Consider the following 16181-nt stretch of genomic DNA (forward strand, 5'->3'; position numbering starts at 1 on the left):
CCCCTAAATGCAAAAAACTTTTCAAGCGCGGATTTTTTCGGCAAAACGCTGGCCAAACCCGCGTTTTTGTCACTTTTCGTACTGGATCTGGCTAAATTCCTGGGCAAAGCGGTCGACCTGTTGCCAATCTGTGTACTCCACTTCCTTACTGGTATCCGTTTCACCGCCCGTCATACGCATAATGAATTGAATCATGATGCGATCGAACCAGCGATAGCGCGGATAACGCAATGCGCCGGCAAACACCGCGCACTGTTTTGGCTGCCACGGCGAAGCCAACAGGAACTTACGGGTATAGGCGTTGGTTTGTGGCGAACGCTTTTCCGGTTTGCGCGCGGTCAGGTTGACGGCAAAGAATGCACTCGGCATCCGATTCAACTGCTCAGCATGACGCTTGACGAATTTATCCAGCGCCGGGTTAAAGTGCCCGTAACGGATAGAAGCGCCGATCATCACCTGCTGATACTGGCTAAGATCGACCTGTTCTGCCTGCAGCAGATCGATCACCTCACAACGCAGCGTGTCCTGCAACTTGCTTGCTATATAAGAAGCGATAGCACGTGTTTGCCCGTCACGGCTCGAATAAAGTATCAATGCCTTCATGGCGTACTCCTTATATTAGGCTTACTCACGCCAGAAGGTTGGCGTGAACAGCACCAGCAATGTAAACACTTCCAGGCGCCCGAACAGCATCGTCACCACCAGGACCCACTTGGCCGCCGCCGGCATCGTGGTGAAGTTATCCGCCACTACGCCCAGACCGGGGCCGAGGTTATTGAGCGTTGCCGTCACTGCGGCGAACGCGGAAAAGTCGTCAACGCCGGTGGCAATGATCGCCAGCATGCTGACGATAAACACCAGCGCATAAGCAGAGAAGAATCCCCACACCGCCTCCAGAATGCGTTCCGGCAGCGCACGGTTGCCCAATTTGATGGTATAGACCGCGTTGGGGTGCACCAGCCTTTTCAACTCGCGCGAACCTTGCAGGTACAGAAGCAGGATACGGATCACCTTCAGGCCGCCGCCGGTCGAGCCGGCGCAACCGCCGATGAACGCCGAGCACAGCAACAACATCGGCAGGAACAGCGGCCACTTGGCGATGCTGTCGGTCGTAAAACCGGCCGTAGTCGCCATCGATACCACCTGGAAGAACGCCTGATTGAGCGTTTCCATACCGCTCTTATAGACGCCATGTCCCCAGAGCACCAACGTACACACCACCACCAGCGTCAACTGAACGAAGATGAACATGCGGAATTCAGGATCGCGCCCATACACCTTCAGACTGCGGCCGCTCAGCAAAGCGAAGTGCAGGCCGTAGTTACAGCCGGAAATCAGCAGGAACACGGCGATGATGGTGTTGATGGTCGGGCTGGCGTAATAACCGATACTGGCGTCGTGGGTAGAAAAACCGCCGATGGCGATGGTCGAGAAACTGTGGCCAATGGCGTCGAACACCGACATCCCAGCCCCCCAGAGCGCCAGCGCACAGGCGACGGTCAGCAACACATAGATTAGCCACAGGGTTTTGGCGGTTTCGGCGATGCGTGGACGCATCTTGTTATCTTTCAGCGGCCCGGGCATTTCCGCCCGATACAGCTGCATGCCACCGACGCCGAGTATCGGCAGTATCGCCACCGCCAACACGATGATCCCCATGCCGCCCATCCATTGCAGCATTTGGCGATAGAACAGAATAGCCTTCGGCAGCGAGTCCAACCCCACCAGCGTCGTCGCACCGGTGGTCGTCAATCCCGAGAAGGATTCAAAGAAGGCGTCGGTCAGCGACAGGTTGGGCCGTTCCGAAAACAGGAACGGCAATGCCCCTACGCTGCCCAGCACGGTCCAGAACAATACGACGATCAGGAAGCCTTCTCGGGGCTTCAGCTCGTGTTTTTGCTTGCGGTTCGGCCACCACAGCATCAGCCCGATGGTCAGCGCCACGAAGAAGGTTTGGCTGAACGCGCGCCCCGCCCCATCGCGATAAATCAATGCCACCAGGCCGGGAATAAACATCGTCCCGGAGAACAGGATGACCAGCAGACCAACGATACGGGTTATGGCGCGAAAATGCATTTCAGCACGATCCTTAGCAATTCAATTGGGAGGAATTATTGCGAAATGGGGGTTAATTGCAAATTACCGCGACTGAGATCACGCAATTTATTCCCAAACAGCTCGACCTCGGTGGCCGGCAACGCCAGATGCAGCACGACGGCGACACCGTATTCGCCCTGCTGGATCCGACCTGCGGTTTGCTGCAGCAAGTTCTCCACCAGCGCCAACTGCGCATAGTCGCACTGCAAGATATATTCGGCTTCCGGCACCTTTTGTGCCAACGCCAACTGCTTCAACGCCTGTTGAACACCGTTGCCATAGGCTTTCACCAGCCCGCCGGTGCCCAATTTTACGCCGCCATAGTAACGAACGACCACGGCGGTCACTTCGCCGATACCGCTGCCCATCAGCTGCGCGAGGATCGGTTTGCCGGCGGTGCCCGACGGTTCTCCATCGTCGGAGAACCCCAGCTGCTGTGAATCATCGGGGCTACCGGCGACGAAGGCCCAACAATGGTGCCGCGCCGCCGGGTGCTCATCCCGCACCTGCTGAATAAACGCCTTTGCCGCTTCTACCCCGCTGGTTGGCGCCAGCAGGGTGATAAAACGGCTCTTCTTTATTTCTTCGGTAAAGCGGGTTACTTCCGCCGGTATCGGGTACGGCCGCATCAGGCCAGGTTCAGATCGCGCGTCATGTTCTCGATGCGCTTTTCGTGGATCACGATGTTGTCTTCGATACGGATGCCGCCGTACGGCTTCAGCGCATCGATGCGATCCCAGGCGAAGTGCTGCTTGAACTCACCGCTGCGCCACGGCGCCAACAGAGAGTCGATGAAGTACAGACCCGGCTCGATGGTCAACACCATGCCCGGCTGCAACACTCGGGTGCAGCGCAGGAACGGATACTTGGACGGCGCCGCCAGATGGGTGCCTTGCTCGTCCTGCATAAAGCCAGCGGCGTCGTGCACCTGCAGACCCAATGGATGGCCCAGCCCATGCGGCAGGAACGGCGTGGTGATACCCGTTTCAACCATCGCCTCTTCGCTGAGGCCGTTCACCAACTTGTGATTCTTGAGCAGCTTGGCGATGCGCTGGTGCATCTGCACATGGTAGTCGGTGTAGCGCACGCCGGTCTTGATAGTGTCGATCAACGCCAGCTGTTCACCGTTGAGATCTTTCACCAGGTGGGCGAACTCGCTACCGCTTTGCGCCGCGTAGGTGCGGGTCAGATCGGCGGCGTAGCCGTTATATTCCGCACCGGCGTCGATCAGGAAACTCAGGGATTCGGCCGGCGGCTGATGATCCAGCTTGGTGTAGTGCAGTACCGAAGCATGTTCGTTCAGCGCCACGATGTTGTCGTAAGGCACGTCGGTATCGCGGTGGCCGGTCGCCGTCAGGTAGGCCAGGTTGATGTCGAACTCGCTCATGCCGGAGAGGAAGGCCTCATGCGCCGCACGATGGCCGGTTACCGCCGTCTTCTGCGCTTCGCGCATGCAGGCCAGCTCATAGCCGGTTTTGATCGAACGGTGGAAATCCAGGTAATTCAACACCGCTTTCGGGTTGATGTTCTCAGAAGGGATGCCGAGATCGCGGGCGCGCTGTTGCGCATAACCGATATAGCCCACGCGCTCGCGCTGCGGCGGAAGCTGCTGGGCAATGGCGTCGGCGTTGGCCAACGGCATCAATTCAAGGGATTTGGTCCAGAAACTGTCCGGCAGCGGTTCTACGCTGTGCCAGTAGTCGACCGGGGAGTAGAACCACAGCTTCGGCTTGTTGACACCGTCGATCCACAACCAGCAGTTCGGCACCGACGTCACCGGCACCCAGGCTTTGAAATGCGCGTTCACTTTGAACGGATAGCTATGGTCGTCCAAAAATACCTTTTGCAGTTCCCCAGAGTGAATCAGCAGCGCATCCAACTTGTTGCGCTCCAGCACTTCGCGCGCGCGTTTTTGCAGCTCTGCCAGGTGGTCGTTATACAAAGAAGCCAGCGTTTCCATCACAGTACCCTTATGCCTTAGCACGAAAGAAGTCATCTTAACACAGCGCTCCGACGCTCCAACCTCATCGCGTTGGGCATGCGGAGCAGCTCGCAATTCCCTGCAAATGCCGTTACATCCGCAGTTTAACCATGAGCCAGCCGGCCAGGCCGAGCAACGCTATCGCCAGCGTCCACAGACCATGGTGCTCCAACAACACCGCGCCGGCCGCAGCAACGCCCGCCAGACACTGCTGCAGAAAGCCGCACAGCGCCATCGCATAGGCGCCGTACTCTTTAGCGTCGCTGACCGCCATCGCCATGCTGTTGGGAAACAGCACCGCCTGGCCAAAAATGGTCAGGCAATACAGCGCGATGAACAGCGCCATACCGGAAAGGCCGGCCAAAATGCCGCTCCACCACAATATCAGGATCGCCACCGTCGCCAGAGCCACGATGCCGCTACCGGTTTGCATCAGTTTTTTCCCGCCGACACGCGCCACCGTGCGGTTCACTGTCAACGCGCCGCTAAAGTAGGCGATGCCGATCACCAGCCCCAGCGCGCCGAACGCCGTGACGTTGAGCCCAAACCCCTGCTGCATGACGAACGGGCTCACCTCCTGCAGCGTCACCGTGGTGGCGAAACCCAGCCCGCCGACGCAGGCCGGCCAAAAAAATCCCGGCCGCCGCAGGATGGCGAAGTAGGTGGCCACCATCGCCGGGCGTGGCCCGCGGGCGCGCCCTGCCTCCAGCGGCAGCGTCGCCATCAGCGCCAGAATGGCCAAACCGGTGGTGCCCATCAAGACGAAGCCCATCTGCCAGTGTGAATATTGGCTGAGCAGGCCGCCGACGAACTGGCCGCCGCCCAGCGCGGTGATAAAAGCGATGGACAGCACCGACAGCCGTCGCGCCAGCTCGTCACCGCTCCAGTTATCCCGCACGATGATACGCGCAATGATCGCCGCGCCACCGGCGCCCACCCCCTGCAGCGCACGCAGCGCCAACAGCTGGGTGCCGTTGCTGCACAGCGCCAACAGCCCGCTGCAGCCAATGAAAAGAAACAAAGACAGCGTCAGCGGCGCACGGCGGCCAAAGCGATCGGCGGCCGCGCCCCAGAACAGCACCGGCAAAGCGGCGCCGATGACGAAGATCGAAATGGACAGCTCGGTGGCGCGTCGGCTCATCGCCAACTCCCGCATCACCGTCGGCAGCGAAGGCAAATACACGGTCGTCGCCATCTGCGCCATAAACACCAACAGACACGCCAGCGTCATGGTTCTGGCGGGAATACTCCATAAGCCGCTGCGTTTGACACAAGCCGCCTTAGTCATGCCTTACCTCGTCTGAATGATCAATCGCTGCAGGCAAGTGTATGAGTGCCGACAAACTCCAGCAAATGCCGATAGCACATAAAATATAACTTCGTTTCAAATCAAAAAACTAACTTGGCGACATGTGATCAGACCAGCAAATATGCAATCTCTCATTTGCATATTTTTAACATAAAAACCACACTCCTCTTCATCTGGTCATACCAGATCATACGCTGATTCAGGAGATAGACATGCTCTACCAAGGCGAAACATTACAACTGCACTGGCTCGATAACGGTATCGCCGAGCTGGTGTTCAACGCACCGGGCTCGGTCAACAAGCTGGACACCCGCACCGTCGCCAGCCTGGGCGAAGCGCTCACCGTGCTGGAAAACCAGCCTGAGCTGAAGGGGCTGCTGCTGCGCTCCTCCAAAGCCGCGTTTATCGTCGGCGCCGATATCACCGAATTCCTTTCTCTGTTCGCCGCACCGGCTGAAAAGCTGCAAGAATGGCTGGTGTTCGCCAACAACGTCTTTAACCGGCTGGAAGATTTACCGGTACCGACCATTTCGGCCATTAACGGCTATGCGCTCGGCGGCGGTTGCGAATGCATTCTGGCGACCGATTTCCGCGTCGCCTCACCGGACGCGCGCATCGGCCTGCCGGAAACCAAATTGGGCATCATGCCGGGCTTCGGCGGTTCCGTCCGCCTGCCACGCCTGCTGGGTAACGACAGCGCGTTGGAAATCATCGCCGCCGGCAAAGACGTCAGCGCCAAAGACGCGTTGAAAGTCGGCCTGGTGGATGCGGTGGTAGCACCGGAAAAACTGGCCGAAGCGGCGCTGAAAATGCTGCAACAGGCGATCGACGGCAAGCTGGACTGGCGCGCCGCGCGTCAACCTAAGCTGGAGCCGCTGAAGCTCAGCCCGATCGAAGCGGCAATGAGCTTCACCACCGCCAAAGGCATGGTGCTGCAGACCGCCGGTAAACATTACCCGGCACCGATGACCGCGGTGAAAACCATTGAAGCCGCCGCCAAGCTGGGCCGCGATGAGGCGCTGAAACTGGAAACCGCCAGCTTCGTGCCGTTGGCGCGCTCCAACGAAGCGCGTGCGCTGGTCGGCATCTTCCTTAACGATCAGTTCGTGAAAGGCCAGGCGAAAAAGCTGGCCAAGAATGTGGATGCGCCGAAACAGGCGGCGGTGCTGGGCGCCGGCATCATGGGCGGCGGTATCGCCTACCAATCGGCGCTGAAAGGCGTGCCGGTGATCATGAAAGACATCAGCGACAAATCGCTGACGCTGGGCATGAACGAAGCGGCCAAGCTGCTCAATAAGCAACTGGAACGCGGCAAGCTGGATGGCCTGAAAATGGCGCAGGTGTTGTCGACCATTCAGCCGACGCTGGACTACGCCGGCATCGAGCGCGCGCAGGTGATCGTTGAAGCGGTCGTCGAGAATCCGAAGGTCAAAGCCGCCGTGCTGTCGGAAGTGGAAAACCTGATCGGTGAGGACACCGTTCTGGCGTCGAACACCTCGACCATTCCGATTAACCATCTGGCAAAATCGTTGAAGCGCCCGCAAAACTTCTGCGGCATGCACTTCTTTAACCCGGTACACCGCATGCCGCTGGTTGAAATCATCCGCGGCGAACAGACCAGCGACGACACCATCGCCAAAGTGGTGGCCTACGCCAGCCGCATGGGCAAAACGCCGATCGTGGTGAACGACTGCCCGGGCTTCTTCGTCAACCGCGTGCTGTTCCCGTATTTCGCCGGCTTCAGCCTGCTGCTGCGCGACGGCGCCGACTTCCGTCAGATCGATAAAGTGATGGAGAAACAGTTCGGCTGGCCGATGGGCCCGGCCTACCTGCTCGACGTCGTGGGCATCGACACCGCGCACCATGCGCAGGCGGTAATGGCCGCCGGCTTCCCGGATCGCATGAGCAAAGACTATCGCGACGCCATTGACGTGATGTTCGACAACCAGCGCTTCGGTCAGAAAAATCAGCTGGGCTTCTACCGCTACAGCCAGGACAACAAAGGCAGGCCGCGCAAGGACAACGACGAGCAGACTGATGCGCTGCTGACCGAAGTGAGCCAACCGCGCCAGACCATCAGCGACGAAGAGATCATCGCGCGCATGATGATCCCGATGATCAACGAAGTGGTTCGCTGCCTGGAAGAGAAGATCGTCGCCAGCCCGGCCGAAGCCGATATGGCACTGGTCTACGGCATCGGTTTCCCTCCGTTCCACGGCGGTGCGTTCCGCTACCTGGATACGCTCGGCACCGCCAACTACGTTGAGCTGGCCCAGCGTTACGCACACCTCGGCGCCCTGTACCAGGTGCCGGCCGGTCTGCGCGCCAAGGCCGAGCGCAATGAAAGCTACTACCCGGTGGCGACACCGCTGTCCGACGTCGCAACCCGCCAACCGGCATGAGGTCATAAAGATGGAAAACGTAGTTATTGTTGATGCCGTACGCACGCCGATGGGCCGCTCCAAGGGCGGCGCCTTCCGCCAGGTACGCGCCGAAGATCTCTCCGCTCACCTGATGCGTGAAGTGCTGAGCCGCAACCCGGCGCTGGACGCCGCCGAGATCGATGACATTTACTGGGGCTGCGTGCAGCAGACGCTGGAACAAGGCTTCAACATTGCCCGCAACGCCGCGCTGCTGGCCGAGATCCCGCACCGCGTGCCGGCGGTGACCGTCAACCGCCTGTGCGGCTCTTCGATGCAGGCATTGCACGACGCGGCGCGCGCCATCATGGTTGGCGACGCACACGTCAGCCTGATCGGCGGCGTGGAACACATGGGCCATGTGCCGATGAACCACGGCGTGGATTTCCATCCGGGCCTGAGCCGCAGCGTGGCCAAAGCCGCCGGGATGATGGGACTGACCGCCGAAATGCTGGCCAAGATGCACAATATCAGCCGCCAGATGCAGGATGAGTTCGCCGCCCGCTCCCACCAGCGCGCGCATGCGGCGACGCTGGCAGGTTACTTCAAAAACGAGATCATTCCGACCAACGGCCATGATGCCGACGGCGTGCTGACCCGTTACGATTTTGACGAAGTCATTCGCCCGGAAACCACCGTCGAAAGCCTGTCGGCCCTGCGCCCGGCGTTCGATCCGGTCAACGGCACCGTCACCGCCGGCAGCTCCTCCGCCCTGTCGGACGGCGCTTCCGCCATGCTGTTGATGAGCGAATCGCGCGCCAAAGCGCTCGGTTTGAAGGCTCGCGCCCGCATCCGCTCGATGGCGGTCGTCGGCTGCGATCCTTCCATCATGGGTTACGGCCCGGTGCCGGCCAGCAAGCTGGCGCTGAAACGCGCCGGTCTGAGCGTGCAGGACATCGATCTGTTCGAGCTGAACGAAGCGTTCGCCGCCCAGTCGCTGCCATGCATCAAGGATCTGGGGCTGATGGACAGCATCGACGACAAGATCAACCTGAACGGCGGCGCCATCGCGCTCGGCCACCCGCTGGGGTGTTCAGGCTCCCGCATCTCGACCACCCTGTTGAACAACATGGAACGTCGCGACGCACAGTTCGGCCTGGCGACCATGTGCATCGGCCTGGGCCAGGGCATCGCCACCGTCTTTGAACGCGTTTAGCTGTGTCTATCTTGGGATGACCGCGTCACCACTTCAAATCGCGGCATCCCGCCAAGTTTAGTTGCCGTTCTTCCCGCCTGTCAGGGGCGGGTTTTTTATGCCTGAAGTTTGCCGGCGCCCAAATAAAAACGGGGCGACCCTCGGCCACCCCGTTCACTGCGTATCGCCTCGGTCAGATAAACGAAAACGCGTCGCCGAACATATGCGCTTCCTGCGCGCCGCGCTCGGCGCAGAAACGCTCACGGGCGATTTTCGCCATCTCGAAACGCCCGGCGATGTAGATGTCGTGCTCCGCCAGCGTACCGAAATCCTGCAGCACCGCGCTGAGCACGGTACCACTACGGCCGCGCCATTCGGCTTCCGGCTGCTCGACCACCGGGATCACCTTCAGATTCGGATGCTGCAACGACAGCGCTTCCAGCTCGCTCAAATCGTACAGGTGCTTCAGCTCACGCCCGCCCCAGTAGATCGAAATGTCGCGATCGGGCTGCTGCTCCAGCGCGGTCAACAAGATTGAACGCGCGTAAGAGAAACCGGTGCCGCCGGCGATCAGCACCAGCGGACGGCTGCCCTCTTCCCGCAGCCAGGCGTCGCCATGCGGCACGTCAACGGTGATCGCCTGCTCTTTCAGGATGCGATCCATCACCGCCATGGCGTACAGATTCAGCTCCGAAGCACCGATATGCAGCTCGATGTAATCTTGCTGCGTCGGGGTTGATGCCAGCGAGAACGGGCGCTTGTCGCGCTCGTCCATCACCACCATCAGATATTGCCCTGCCTTGAAAGAAAACGGCTGCTCGGGCACCAGACGTACCCGATAAACCGTATCGGTAATGGCCTCTACCGAGGTCACTTTACAGCTCAATATTGTCATGCGTTCCCTCTGTCGGGTCATCAATGCAAAGCTGAGAACAGAGCCTGACGCTACAGCGTCGGTTCCCTGTCACTGAAGATTGCGAGCTCATCCCAGATTTCGTCGACGCGCGCACGTACCTTTTCATCCATCTGAATCGGACGGCCCCATTCGCGATCGGTTTCACCCGGCCATTTATTGGTGGCGTCCAGCCCCATCTTCGAACCCAGACCGGAAACCGGCGAGGCGAAGTCCAGATAGTCGATCGGCGTATTCTCCACCAGAACGGTATCCCTTGCCGGATCCATTCGTGTGGTGATCGCCCAAATCACGTCGTTCCAGTCGCGCGCATTGACGTCGTCATCGCAGACGATAACAAATTTAGTGTACATAAACTGCCGCAGGAACGACCAGACGCCCATCATCACGCGTTTAGCGTGGCCGGCGTACTGTTTTTTCATGGTCACTACCGCCAGGCGGTACGAGCACCCTTCCGGTGGCAGATAGAAATCGACGATTTCCGGGAACTGTTTTTGCAGGATCGGCACGAACACTTCATTCAGCGCCACGCCCAGGATCGCCGGCTCATCCGGCGGGCGGCCGGTATAGGTCGAGTGGTAGATCGCGTTGCGGCGCTGGGTGATGTGGGTGACGGTGAACACCGGGAACTGGTCGATTTCATTGTAGTAACCGGTGTGGTCGCCGTAGGGGCCTTCCGGCGCCATTTCACCCGGCTCGATATAACCTTCCAGCACGATTTCGGCGCTGGCTGGCACTTCCAGATCGTTGGAAAGACACTTGACCACTTCGGTTTTATTGCCGCGCAGCAGCCCGGCAAAGGCATATTCAGACAGGGTATCCGGCACCGGCGTGACTGCACCGAGGATAGTGGCGGGATCGGCGCCCAGCGCCACCGCAACCGGGAAACGCTCGCCGGGGTGCGCCTGACACCACTCCTGATAATCCAGCGCGCCGCCGCGATGCGACAGCCAGCGCATGATCACTTTATTCTTGCCCAGCACCTGCTGACGATAGATGCCGAGGTTTTGCCGTTCCTTATGCGGGCCACGGGTCACCGTCAGCCCCCAGGTGATCAGCGGCGCGGCGTCTTCCGGCCAGCAGTGCATCACCGGAATACGGCCCAGATCGACATCCTCACCCTGCCATACCTGCTCCTGACAAGGCGCGGACCCCAGCACCTTGGTCGGCATGTTCAGCACCTGCTTGAACTTCGGCATTTTGTCGAACAGATCGCGGAAGCCTTTCGGCGGCTCCGGCTCTTTGAGGAACGCCAGCAGTTTGCCAACTTCGCGCAGCGCGCTGATGTCTTCCTGCCCCATACCCATCGCCACGCGATTGGCGGTACCGAACAGGTTGCACAGCACCGGCATGTCGTAGCCTTTCGGGTTTTCAAACAGCAATGCCGGGCCGCCCGCCCGCAGGGTGCGATCGGCAATCTCCGTCATTTCCAGGTAAGGATCGATCGGCTGGCTGATGCGTTTTAGTTCCCCTCTCTTCTCCAGCAACGAGAGGAAATCGCGTAAGTCACGGTATTTCATGCTGATCATTATAACGGCCAGTGGGGAGGGCATTATAAGCCCTCTTCACGGTTGTTGCTGCAATTTTGTTAACGCCGCCCTCTGCGGGGTGGCCCTCAGCCGCAGTTGAACGGCACCAGCGTGGCCAGCGCACGCGTATCCTGGTATTCACGCGTCTCCTCACCGTGGCGGAACACCTTGAAGCCCTGCCCGTTGGCGCTGAAGTAACGCAGCGCATTACCTTCAACGTGCAGCAGGCTGCCTTCACGCAGCGCCACCACCGATTCGCTCGGGTTGATCGCGCAGAACTCCGCCAGGCGCTCGTCACGGGTTTCGCCCATGTGGCCGCTGATATGCGCGTCGATGTAATGCGGGTTGATCTGCACCGGGAACAGCCCCAGCGCCGGCAGCACCACGCTGCAGCGCACCGGCATGTCATTGGTGGTACGAATGCTCGGCGTGGCCACGTTGCAACCGGCGCTCCAGCCGACGTAAGGCACTTCACGCTCGCGCACCGCGCGCTGGATGGGCACGATCAGGCCTTGTTCGTGCAGCATTTGGTTCAGCAACCAGGTATTGCCGCCGCTGACCAAAATGCACTCCGCCTGCGCGATCGCCGCCGCCGGCGAAGCGGCGTGGTGGATGCTGGTGACGTCGATGCCCAGCGTTTGCGCCAGCTCCTGCGCACGCTGGTCGTAGTCGTAGCGGATCAGGGCGTAAGGGATAAAGACGGCGGATTTGATGCCGCGACGCGCAATCATCGCCAGCAGTTGGCTTTTGGCATACCCCAGCAGCTCGGCTTCGCCAGACAGCTTGCCGTTGCTCAACAGAAACAGCTCCATTTCTTTCCCCCTCGGTCAAAAACGATGAATAGCGTCACAGCCGGTAGCACAACGCCTTGTCATACTGTGACGGTAACAAATTTTTAGCTCTCTGTTATACCAGCGCCGTATCGAAAAGTGTGTGACCCCTCGCTAATAGCCGCATATTCATAGAGATAGGTGATGTTACACGCTGAAACTTGCATCACTATGTATCCGGAATAGCTTTTGATATGCTTACCGGCTGGCAGAAAGGCATGTGAAATTATGGAATCCTGGTATCTACTTTATTGCAAACGCGGTCAGCTGTTGCGAGCGCAGGAACATCTGGAACGGCAGCAGGTAAACTGCCTCAGCCCGATCATCACGCTGGAAAAGATCGTGCGCGGCAAGCGCATCGCGGTCAGCGAACCCCTGTTTCCCAACTATCTGTTTGTGGAGTTCGACCCGGAGCGCATTCACACCACCACCATCAGCGCCACCCGCGGCGTCAGCCACTTCGTGCGTTTCGGTGCGTTGCCGAGCGTGATCCCGAACAAGGTGATCGATGAGCTGCGCACGCACGCCAGCGAAACCTATGTCGATCCGGAAACCCCGCAGCCGGGGGATACCGTTCTGATCGTTGACGGCGTGTTCGAAGGGCTGCAGGCGATCTACACCGAGCCGGACGGCGAGGCGCGTTCCATGTTGTTGCTGAATCTGATCAACAAACAGGTCAGCCAAAGCATCGACAACCGACAGTTCCAGAAGATGTAATGCAAAAGGCGCCCTCAGGCGCCTTTTTGTTGGCTCACTTTGCGCTTAACGACGCATCGCGTCGTCGTGCAGCCACTGGGCGACACGCTTGGCGAAGTAGGTCAGCACACCGTCGGCGCCGGCGCGTTTGAAGCACATCAACGACTCCATCACCGCAGGTTGCTCCTGCAGCCAGCCGTTCTGAATCGCCGCCATATGCATGGCGTACTCGCCGGACACCTGATAAGCGAAGGTTGGCACGCCGAAGGTATCCTTCACGCGGCGCACAACGTCCAGGTACGGCATGCCCGGTTTCACCATCACCATGTCCGCGCCTTCCTGCAGATCCTGTGCAATCTCCTGCAGCGCTTCATCGCTGTTGGCCGGATCCATCTGATAGGTCTTCTTGTTGCCGCCCTTCAGGTTGCCGCTGGAGCCCAGCGCATCGCGGAACGGGCCGTAGTAGCAGGAAGCATACTTGGCGGAATAGGCCATAATCTGGGTATTCACCAGGCCCTGCAATTCCAGACGATCGCGGATCGCCCCGATGCGGCCGTCCATCATGTCGCTCGGCGCCACGATTTCCGCACCCGCTTCGGCATGGGACAGCGCCTGACGCACCAGAATGTCTTTGGTCACATCGTTAATCACATAGCCCTGCTCATCGATGATCCCGTCCTGCCCGTGGGTAGTATAGGGATCGAGCGCTACGTCGGTCAGAATGCCCAGCTCAGGCACCGCGTCTTTCAGCGCACGCACCGTGCGCTGTACCAGCCCTTCCGGGTTATAGGCTTCTTCCGCATGCAGCGATTTCAGGCCCGGTTCGATTACCGGGAACAGGGAGATCACCGGCACGCCGAGTTTGGCGATGGTTTCCGCTTCCTTGACCAGCAGATCGATCGTCATGCGCGATACGCCCGGCATCGAGGCCACTTCTTCCTGGCGATTGCTGCCTTCCATGACAAACACCGGATAAATCAGGTCGTTGACCGTCAGTTGATTCTCGGCGACCAGGCGGCGGCTGAAGTCATGACGGCGCACGCGGCGCATACGGCGACCAGGGAAGGTACCCGGAAATGCATAGCTCATAGTTTTCTCCTAGCTCAAACCAGCCGGAATAGCCGGCGGGCGTTCTCATCGGTTTTTTGCCCCAGCCATTGCGGCTCTTCCTGTCGCCAGACGGCGACCTGATGCACGATATGGGGCAGGAAACAGGGTTCGTTGCGGCGAGATGCGGGTTTAGGCTGTAAATCCCGGGGCAACAGATAAGGGGCGTCAGTTTCCAGCAGCAGACGCTCGGCCGGGATCTGCGGCAACAGGGCACGCAATTCCAGGCCGCGCCGCTCGTCGCAGACCCAACCGGTAATCCCGATCGACAGGCCCAGCGACAGGCAGCTTGTTAATTCTTCGGCGGTGCCGGTGAAGCAGTGCACCACGGCCGCGGGCAGTGTATCCAACCACGGCGTCAGTAGCTCGGCAAAACGTGCGTGTGCGTCGCGGCAATGAAGAAACACCGGCAGCGCCAACTCCGCCGCCAGCGCCAGCTGTGCGGTGAACGCCGCTTCCTGCTGCACGGGCGTCGAGAAGTTGCGGTTGAAATCCAGGCCGCATTCGCCGATCGCCGCCACTTCTGAGCACGCGGCCAGGGCATAAATCTGCTCGGCGGCGTGTTCATCCCAACTGCTGGCGTTATGCGGATGCACGCCGGCTGTGGACCAGCAATAACCCGGATGTTGCTGCGCCAGTTTGGAGGCCTCACGGCTCTCCGGCAGATCGGTGCCGGTGATCAACATCCCCGTCACGCCCGCGGCGCGGGCGCGTTCCACCACCGCCTGGCGGTCTTTGGCGAACTGGCTGCTGGTGAGATTAACGCCGATATCAAACATGGTTTTTTCCAAAGCAAAAGCCGCCCAATGGGCGGCTTCGCAATCAAGATGGATCAGGGGGCTGGGGGTTCGTCACCCTCGTCTTCTTCTTCCGCCTGTGGACGACGTTTTCCGGTATAGAAGCGAGCGAAGAACACCCCCACTTCAAACAGCAGATACATCGGGATCGCCAACAGGGTTTGCGAGAACACGTCCGGTGGCGTGAGCAGCATGCCGACCACAAACGCGCCGACCAACACATACGGCCGTTTCTTCTTCAGATCTTCCGGCGAGGTGACGCCACTCCAGCACAGCAGAATGATGGCGACCGGCACTTCGAAGGCGACGCCAAACGCCATAAACAGCGCCATGACGAAATCGAGGTAGTTTTTAATGTCGGTCGCAATGGTCACCCCCATCGGCGCGGTCTTGGCAAAGAAGCCGAAGGCCAGCGGGAACACGATGAAGTAGGCGAAAGCCATGCCGAGGTAGAACAGCAGGCTGCTGGACACCAGCAGCGGCATCATCAGGCGGCGTTCATGCTTATACAGCGCCGGCGCGATGAATGCCCACACCTGATACAGAATCATCGGCGCGGAGACGAACACCGAGACGATCATGGTCAGCTTGATCGGCGTAAAGAACGGTGACGCCACGTCGGTGGCGATCATGCTCGCCCCGGCCGGCAGCTGCTTGAGCAGCGGCGCAGAGACCAGCTGGTAGATGTCGTTGGCGAAAAACACCAGCACCACGAACACCGCCAGCACGCAAATAATCGAGTTCAACAGCCGCTTGCGCAGCTCTATCAGATGACTGATAAGGGGTTGGGTATCTTCAACAGCCATGTATTAACGATCGCCACTAGGTTGGTGAGACGCTGGGGTTTTATCCGCAACAGGTTCGACAGGAGCAGGCGCGGTTTCCACCGGCGCTTTAGCCGGTTGCGCCGCCACAGGCGCAGCCGCAACGGTTTCAGGTTCCACAGCCGGTTTTGGCACCGCGGCGGGCGCGCTGGCGCTGGTTGCCGCTTCCGCCGGCGTCGCGCCGTCGTGCAAGGCTTCCGGATCGATGGCCTGCGGGTTATGAATGGTGTTCGCCAGCTCTTCTTTCTCGCCCCGGTAGGTGCGTTTCAATGATTCCGCCGCGTCTTTCAGCTCATCCATCGACGCCTTCAGTTCCGGCGTCAGGTTCTGCAGGCCGGCCTGTTCCGCTTTTTTCAGGCTGTCCTGCAGCTCCTGCAGCTTCAGTTCCTGAGACAGTTCGTGCTGCACCGAGGCCGCCAGCGAGCGCAGCGCGCGGATCCAGCCCGACACCGTTCTGACCGCGACCGGCAACCGTTCCGGCCCCAGGACAACCAGGCCGATCACCAGCACCAGCAGCAGCTCACTAAACCCAATGTCAAACAC

General features: G+C 59.8%; 15 protein-coding genes. 3 read left to right on the forward strand and 12 right to left on the reverse strand.

Annotation, left to right across the window (positions count from 1 at the left end):
- Window positions 1-69: 69 nt before the first annotated feature.
- The 5 genes from hemG to FUU19_RS00025 form a co-directional block, all read right to left on the reverse strand.
- Window positions 70-603: a menaquinone-dependent protoporphyrinogen IX dehydrogenase gene (gene hemG / locus FUU19_RS00005; RefSeq protein WP_025304933.1), complete on the reverse strand. Its 534-nt coding sequence runs from the start codon at window positions 601-603 to the stop codon at window positions 70-72.
- A 21-nt stretch (window positions 604-624) separates the two neighbouring features.
- A complete protein-coding gene (gene trkH / locus FUU19_RS00010) occupies window positions 625-2076 on the reverse strand; it encodes a Trk system potassium transporter TrkH (protein ID WP_025304932.1) in 1452 nt (483 codons plus the stop codon).
- A 35-nt stretch (window positions 2077-2111) separates the two neighbouring features.
- Window positions 2112-2726: an IMPACT family protein gene (locus FUU19_RS00015; protein ID WP_230489472.1), complete on the reverse strand. Its 615-nt coding sequence runs from the start codon at window positions 2724-2726 to the stop codon at window positions 2112-2114.
- The gene (gene pepQ, locus FUU19_RS00020; protein WP_049299746.1) at window positions 2726-4057 is read right to left on the reverse strand and encodes a Xaa-Pro dipeptidase; all 1332 of its coding nucleotides are present in this window, start codon (window positions 4055-4057) and stop codon (window positions 2726-2728) included. Before pepQ ends, FUU19_RS00015 begins: the two co-directional genes overlap by 1 nt.
- A 112-nt stretch (window positions 4058-4169) precedes the next feature.
- Window positions 4170-5366, reverse strand: coding sequence for an MFS transporter (locus tag FUU19_RS00025; protein ID WP_230489473.1), 1197 nt, complete (start codon window positions 5364-5366; stop codon window positions 4170-4172).
- 233 nt (window positions 5367-5599) lie between these two features.
- Between FUU19_RS00025 and fadB the strand changes: the two genes are divergently transcribed.
- Window positions 5600-7789 (forward strand): fatty acid oxidation complex subunit alpha FadB, encoded by a 2190-nt coding sequence (gene fadB / locus FUU19_RS00030; RefSeq protein WP_141971620.1) that lies wholly within the window; start codon window positions 5600-5602, stop codon window positions 7787-7789.
- Window positions 7790-7799: 10 nt separating this feature from the next.
- The gene (gene fadA, locus FUU19_RS00035; protein WP_025304928.1) at window positions 7800-8963 is read left to right on the forward strand and encodes an acetyl-CoA C-acyltransferase FadA; all 1164 of its coding nucleotides are present in this window, start codon (window positions 7800-7802) and stop codon (window positions 8961-8963) included.
- 172 nt (window positions 8964-9135) lie between these two features.
- Here fadA and fre read toward each other — a convergent pair whose 3' ends face one another.
- The 3 genes from fre to pepE form a co-directional block, all read right to left on the reverse strand.
- Window positions 9136-9837: an NAD(P)H-flavin reductase gene (gene fre / locus FUU19_RS00040; RefSeq protein WP_048795490.1), complete on the reverse strand. Its 702-nt coding sequence runs from the start codon at window positions 9835-9837 to the stop codon at window positions 9136-9138.
- 50 nt (window positions 9838-9887) lie between these two features.
- Window positions 9888-11384, reverse strand: a complete 1497-nt coding sequence (gene ubiD / locus FUU19_RS00045) for a 4-hydroxy-3-polyprenylbenzoate decarboxylase (protein ID WP_025304926.1) — start codon at window positions 11382-11384, stop codon at window positions 9888-9890.
- Between the two features lie 86 nt (window positions 11385-11470).
- On the reverse strand, window positions 11471-12196 hold the full coding sequence (gene pepE / locus FUU19_RS00050) for a dipeptidase PepE (RefSeq protein ID WP_141971621.1): 726 nt from the start codon (window positions 12194-12196) through the stop codon (window positions 11471-11473).
- 246 nt (window positions 12197-12442) lie between these two features.
- Here pepE and rfaH point away from each other — a divergent pair, with 246 nt between their 5' ends.
- The gene (gene rfaH / locus FUU19_RS00055) at window positions 12443-12931 is read left to right on the forward strand and encodes a transcription/translation regulatory transformer protein RfaH (protein WP_039568044.1); all 489 of its coding nucleotides are present in this window, start codon (window positions 12443-12445) and stop codon (window positions 12929-12931) included.
- 45 nt (window positions 12932-12976) lie between these two features.
- On the opposite strand, the gene hemB is transcribed toward rfaH, so the two are convergent.
- The 4 genes from hemB to tatB are packed head-to-tail and all read right to left on the reverse strand — an operon-like array spanning window position 12977 to window position 16181.
- Window positions 12977-13999, reverse strand: coding sequence for a porphobilinogen synthase (gene hemB, locus FUU19_RS00060; protein ID WP_141971623.1), 1023 nt, complete (start codon window positions 13997-13999; stop codon window positions 12977-12979).
- 14 nt (window positions 14000-14013) lie between these two features.
- Window positions 14014-14796 carry a 3'-5' ssDNA/RNA exonuclease TatD gene (tatD, locus tag FUU19_RS00065; RefSeq protein ID WP_230489474.1) on the reverse strand — a complete coding sequence of 261 codons (783 nt, stop codon included), beginning with the start codon at window positions 14794-14796 and terminating at the stop codon, window positions 14014-14016.
- 53 nt (window positions 14797-14849) lie between these two features.
- Complete coding sequence (tatC, locus tag FUU19_RS00070; protein ID WP_004934456.1) at window positions 14850-15620, reverse strand: Sec-independent protein translocase subunit TatC; 771 nt, start codon at window positions 15618-15620, stop codon at window positions 14850-14852.
- A 3-nt stretch (window positions 15621-15623) separates the two neighbouring features.
- The gene (gene tatB / locus FUU19_RS00075) at window positions 15624-16181 is read right to left on the reverse strand and encodes a Sec-independent protein translocase protein TatB (RefSeq protein WP_230489475.1); all 558 of its coding nucleotides are present in this window, start codon (window positions 16179-16181) and stop codon (window positions 15624-15626) included.

The organism is Serratia montpellierensis (genome assembly GCF_020858655.1).
In the GTDB taxonomy this organism is placed as follows: domain Bacteria; phylum Pseudomonadota; class Gammaproteobacteria; order Enterobacterales; family Enterobacteriaceae; genus Serratia; species Serratia montpellierensis.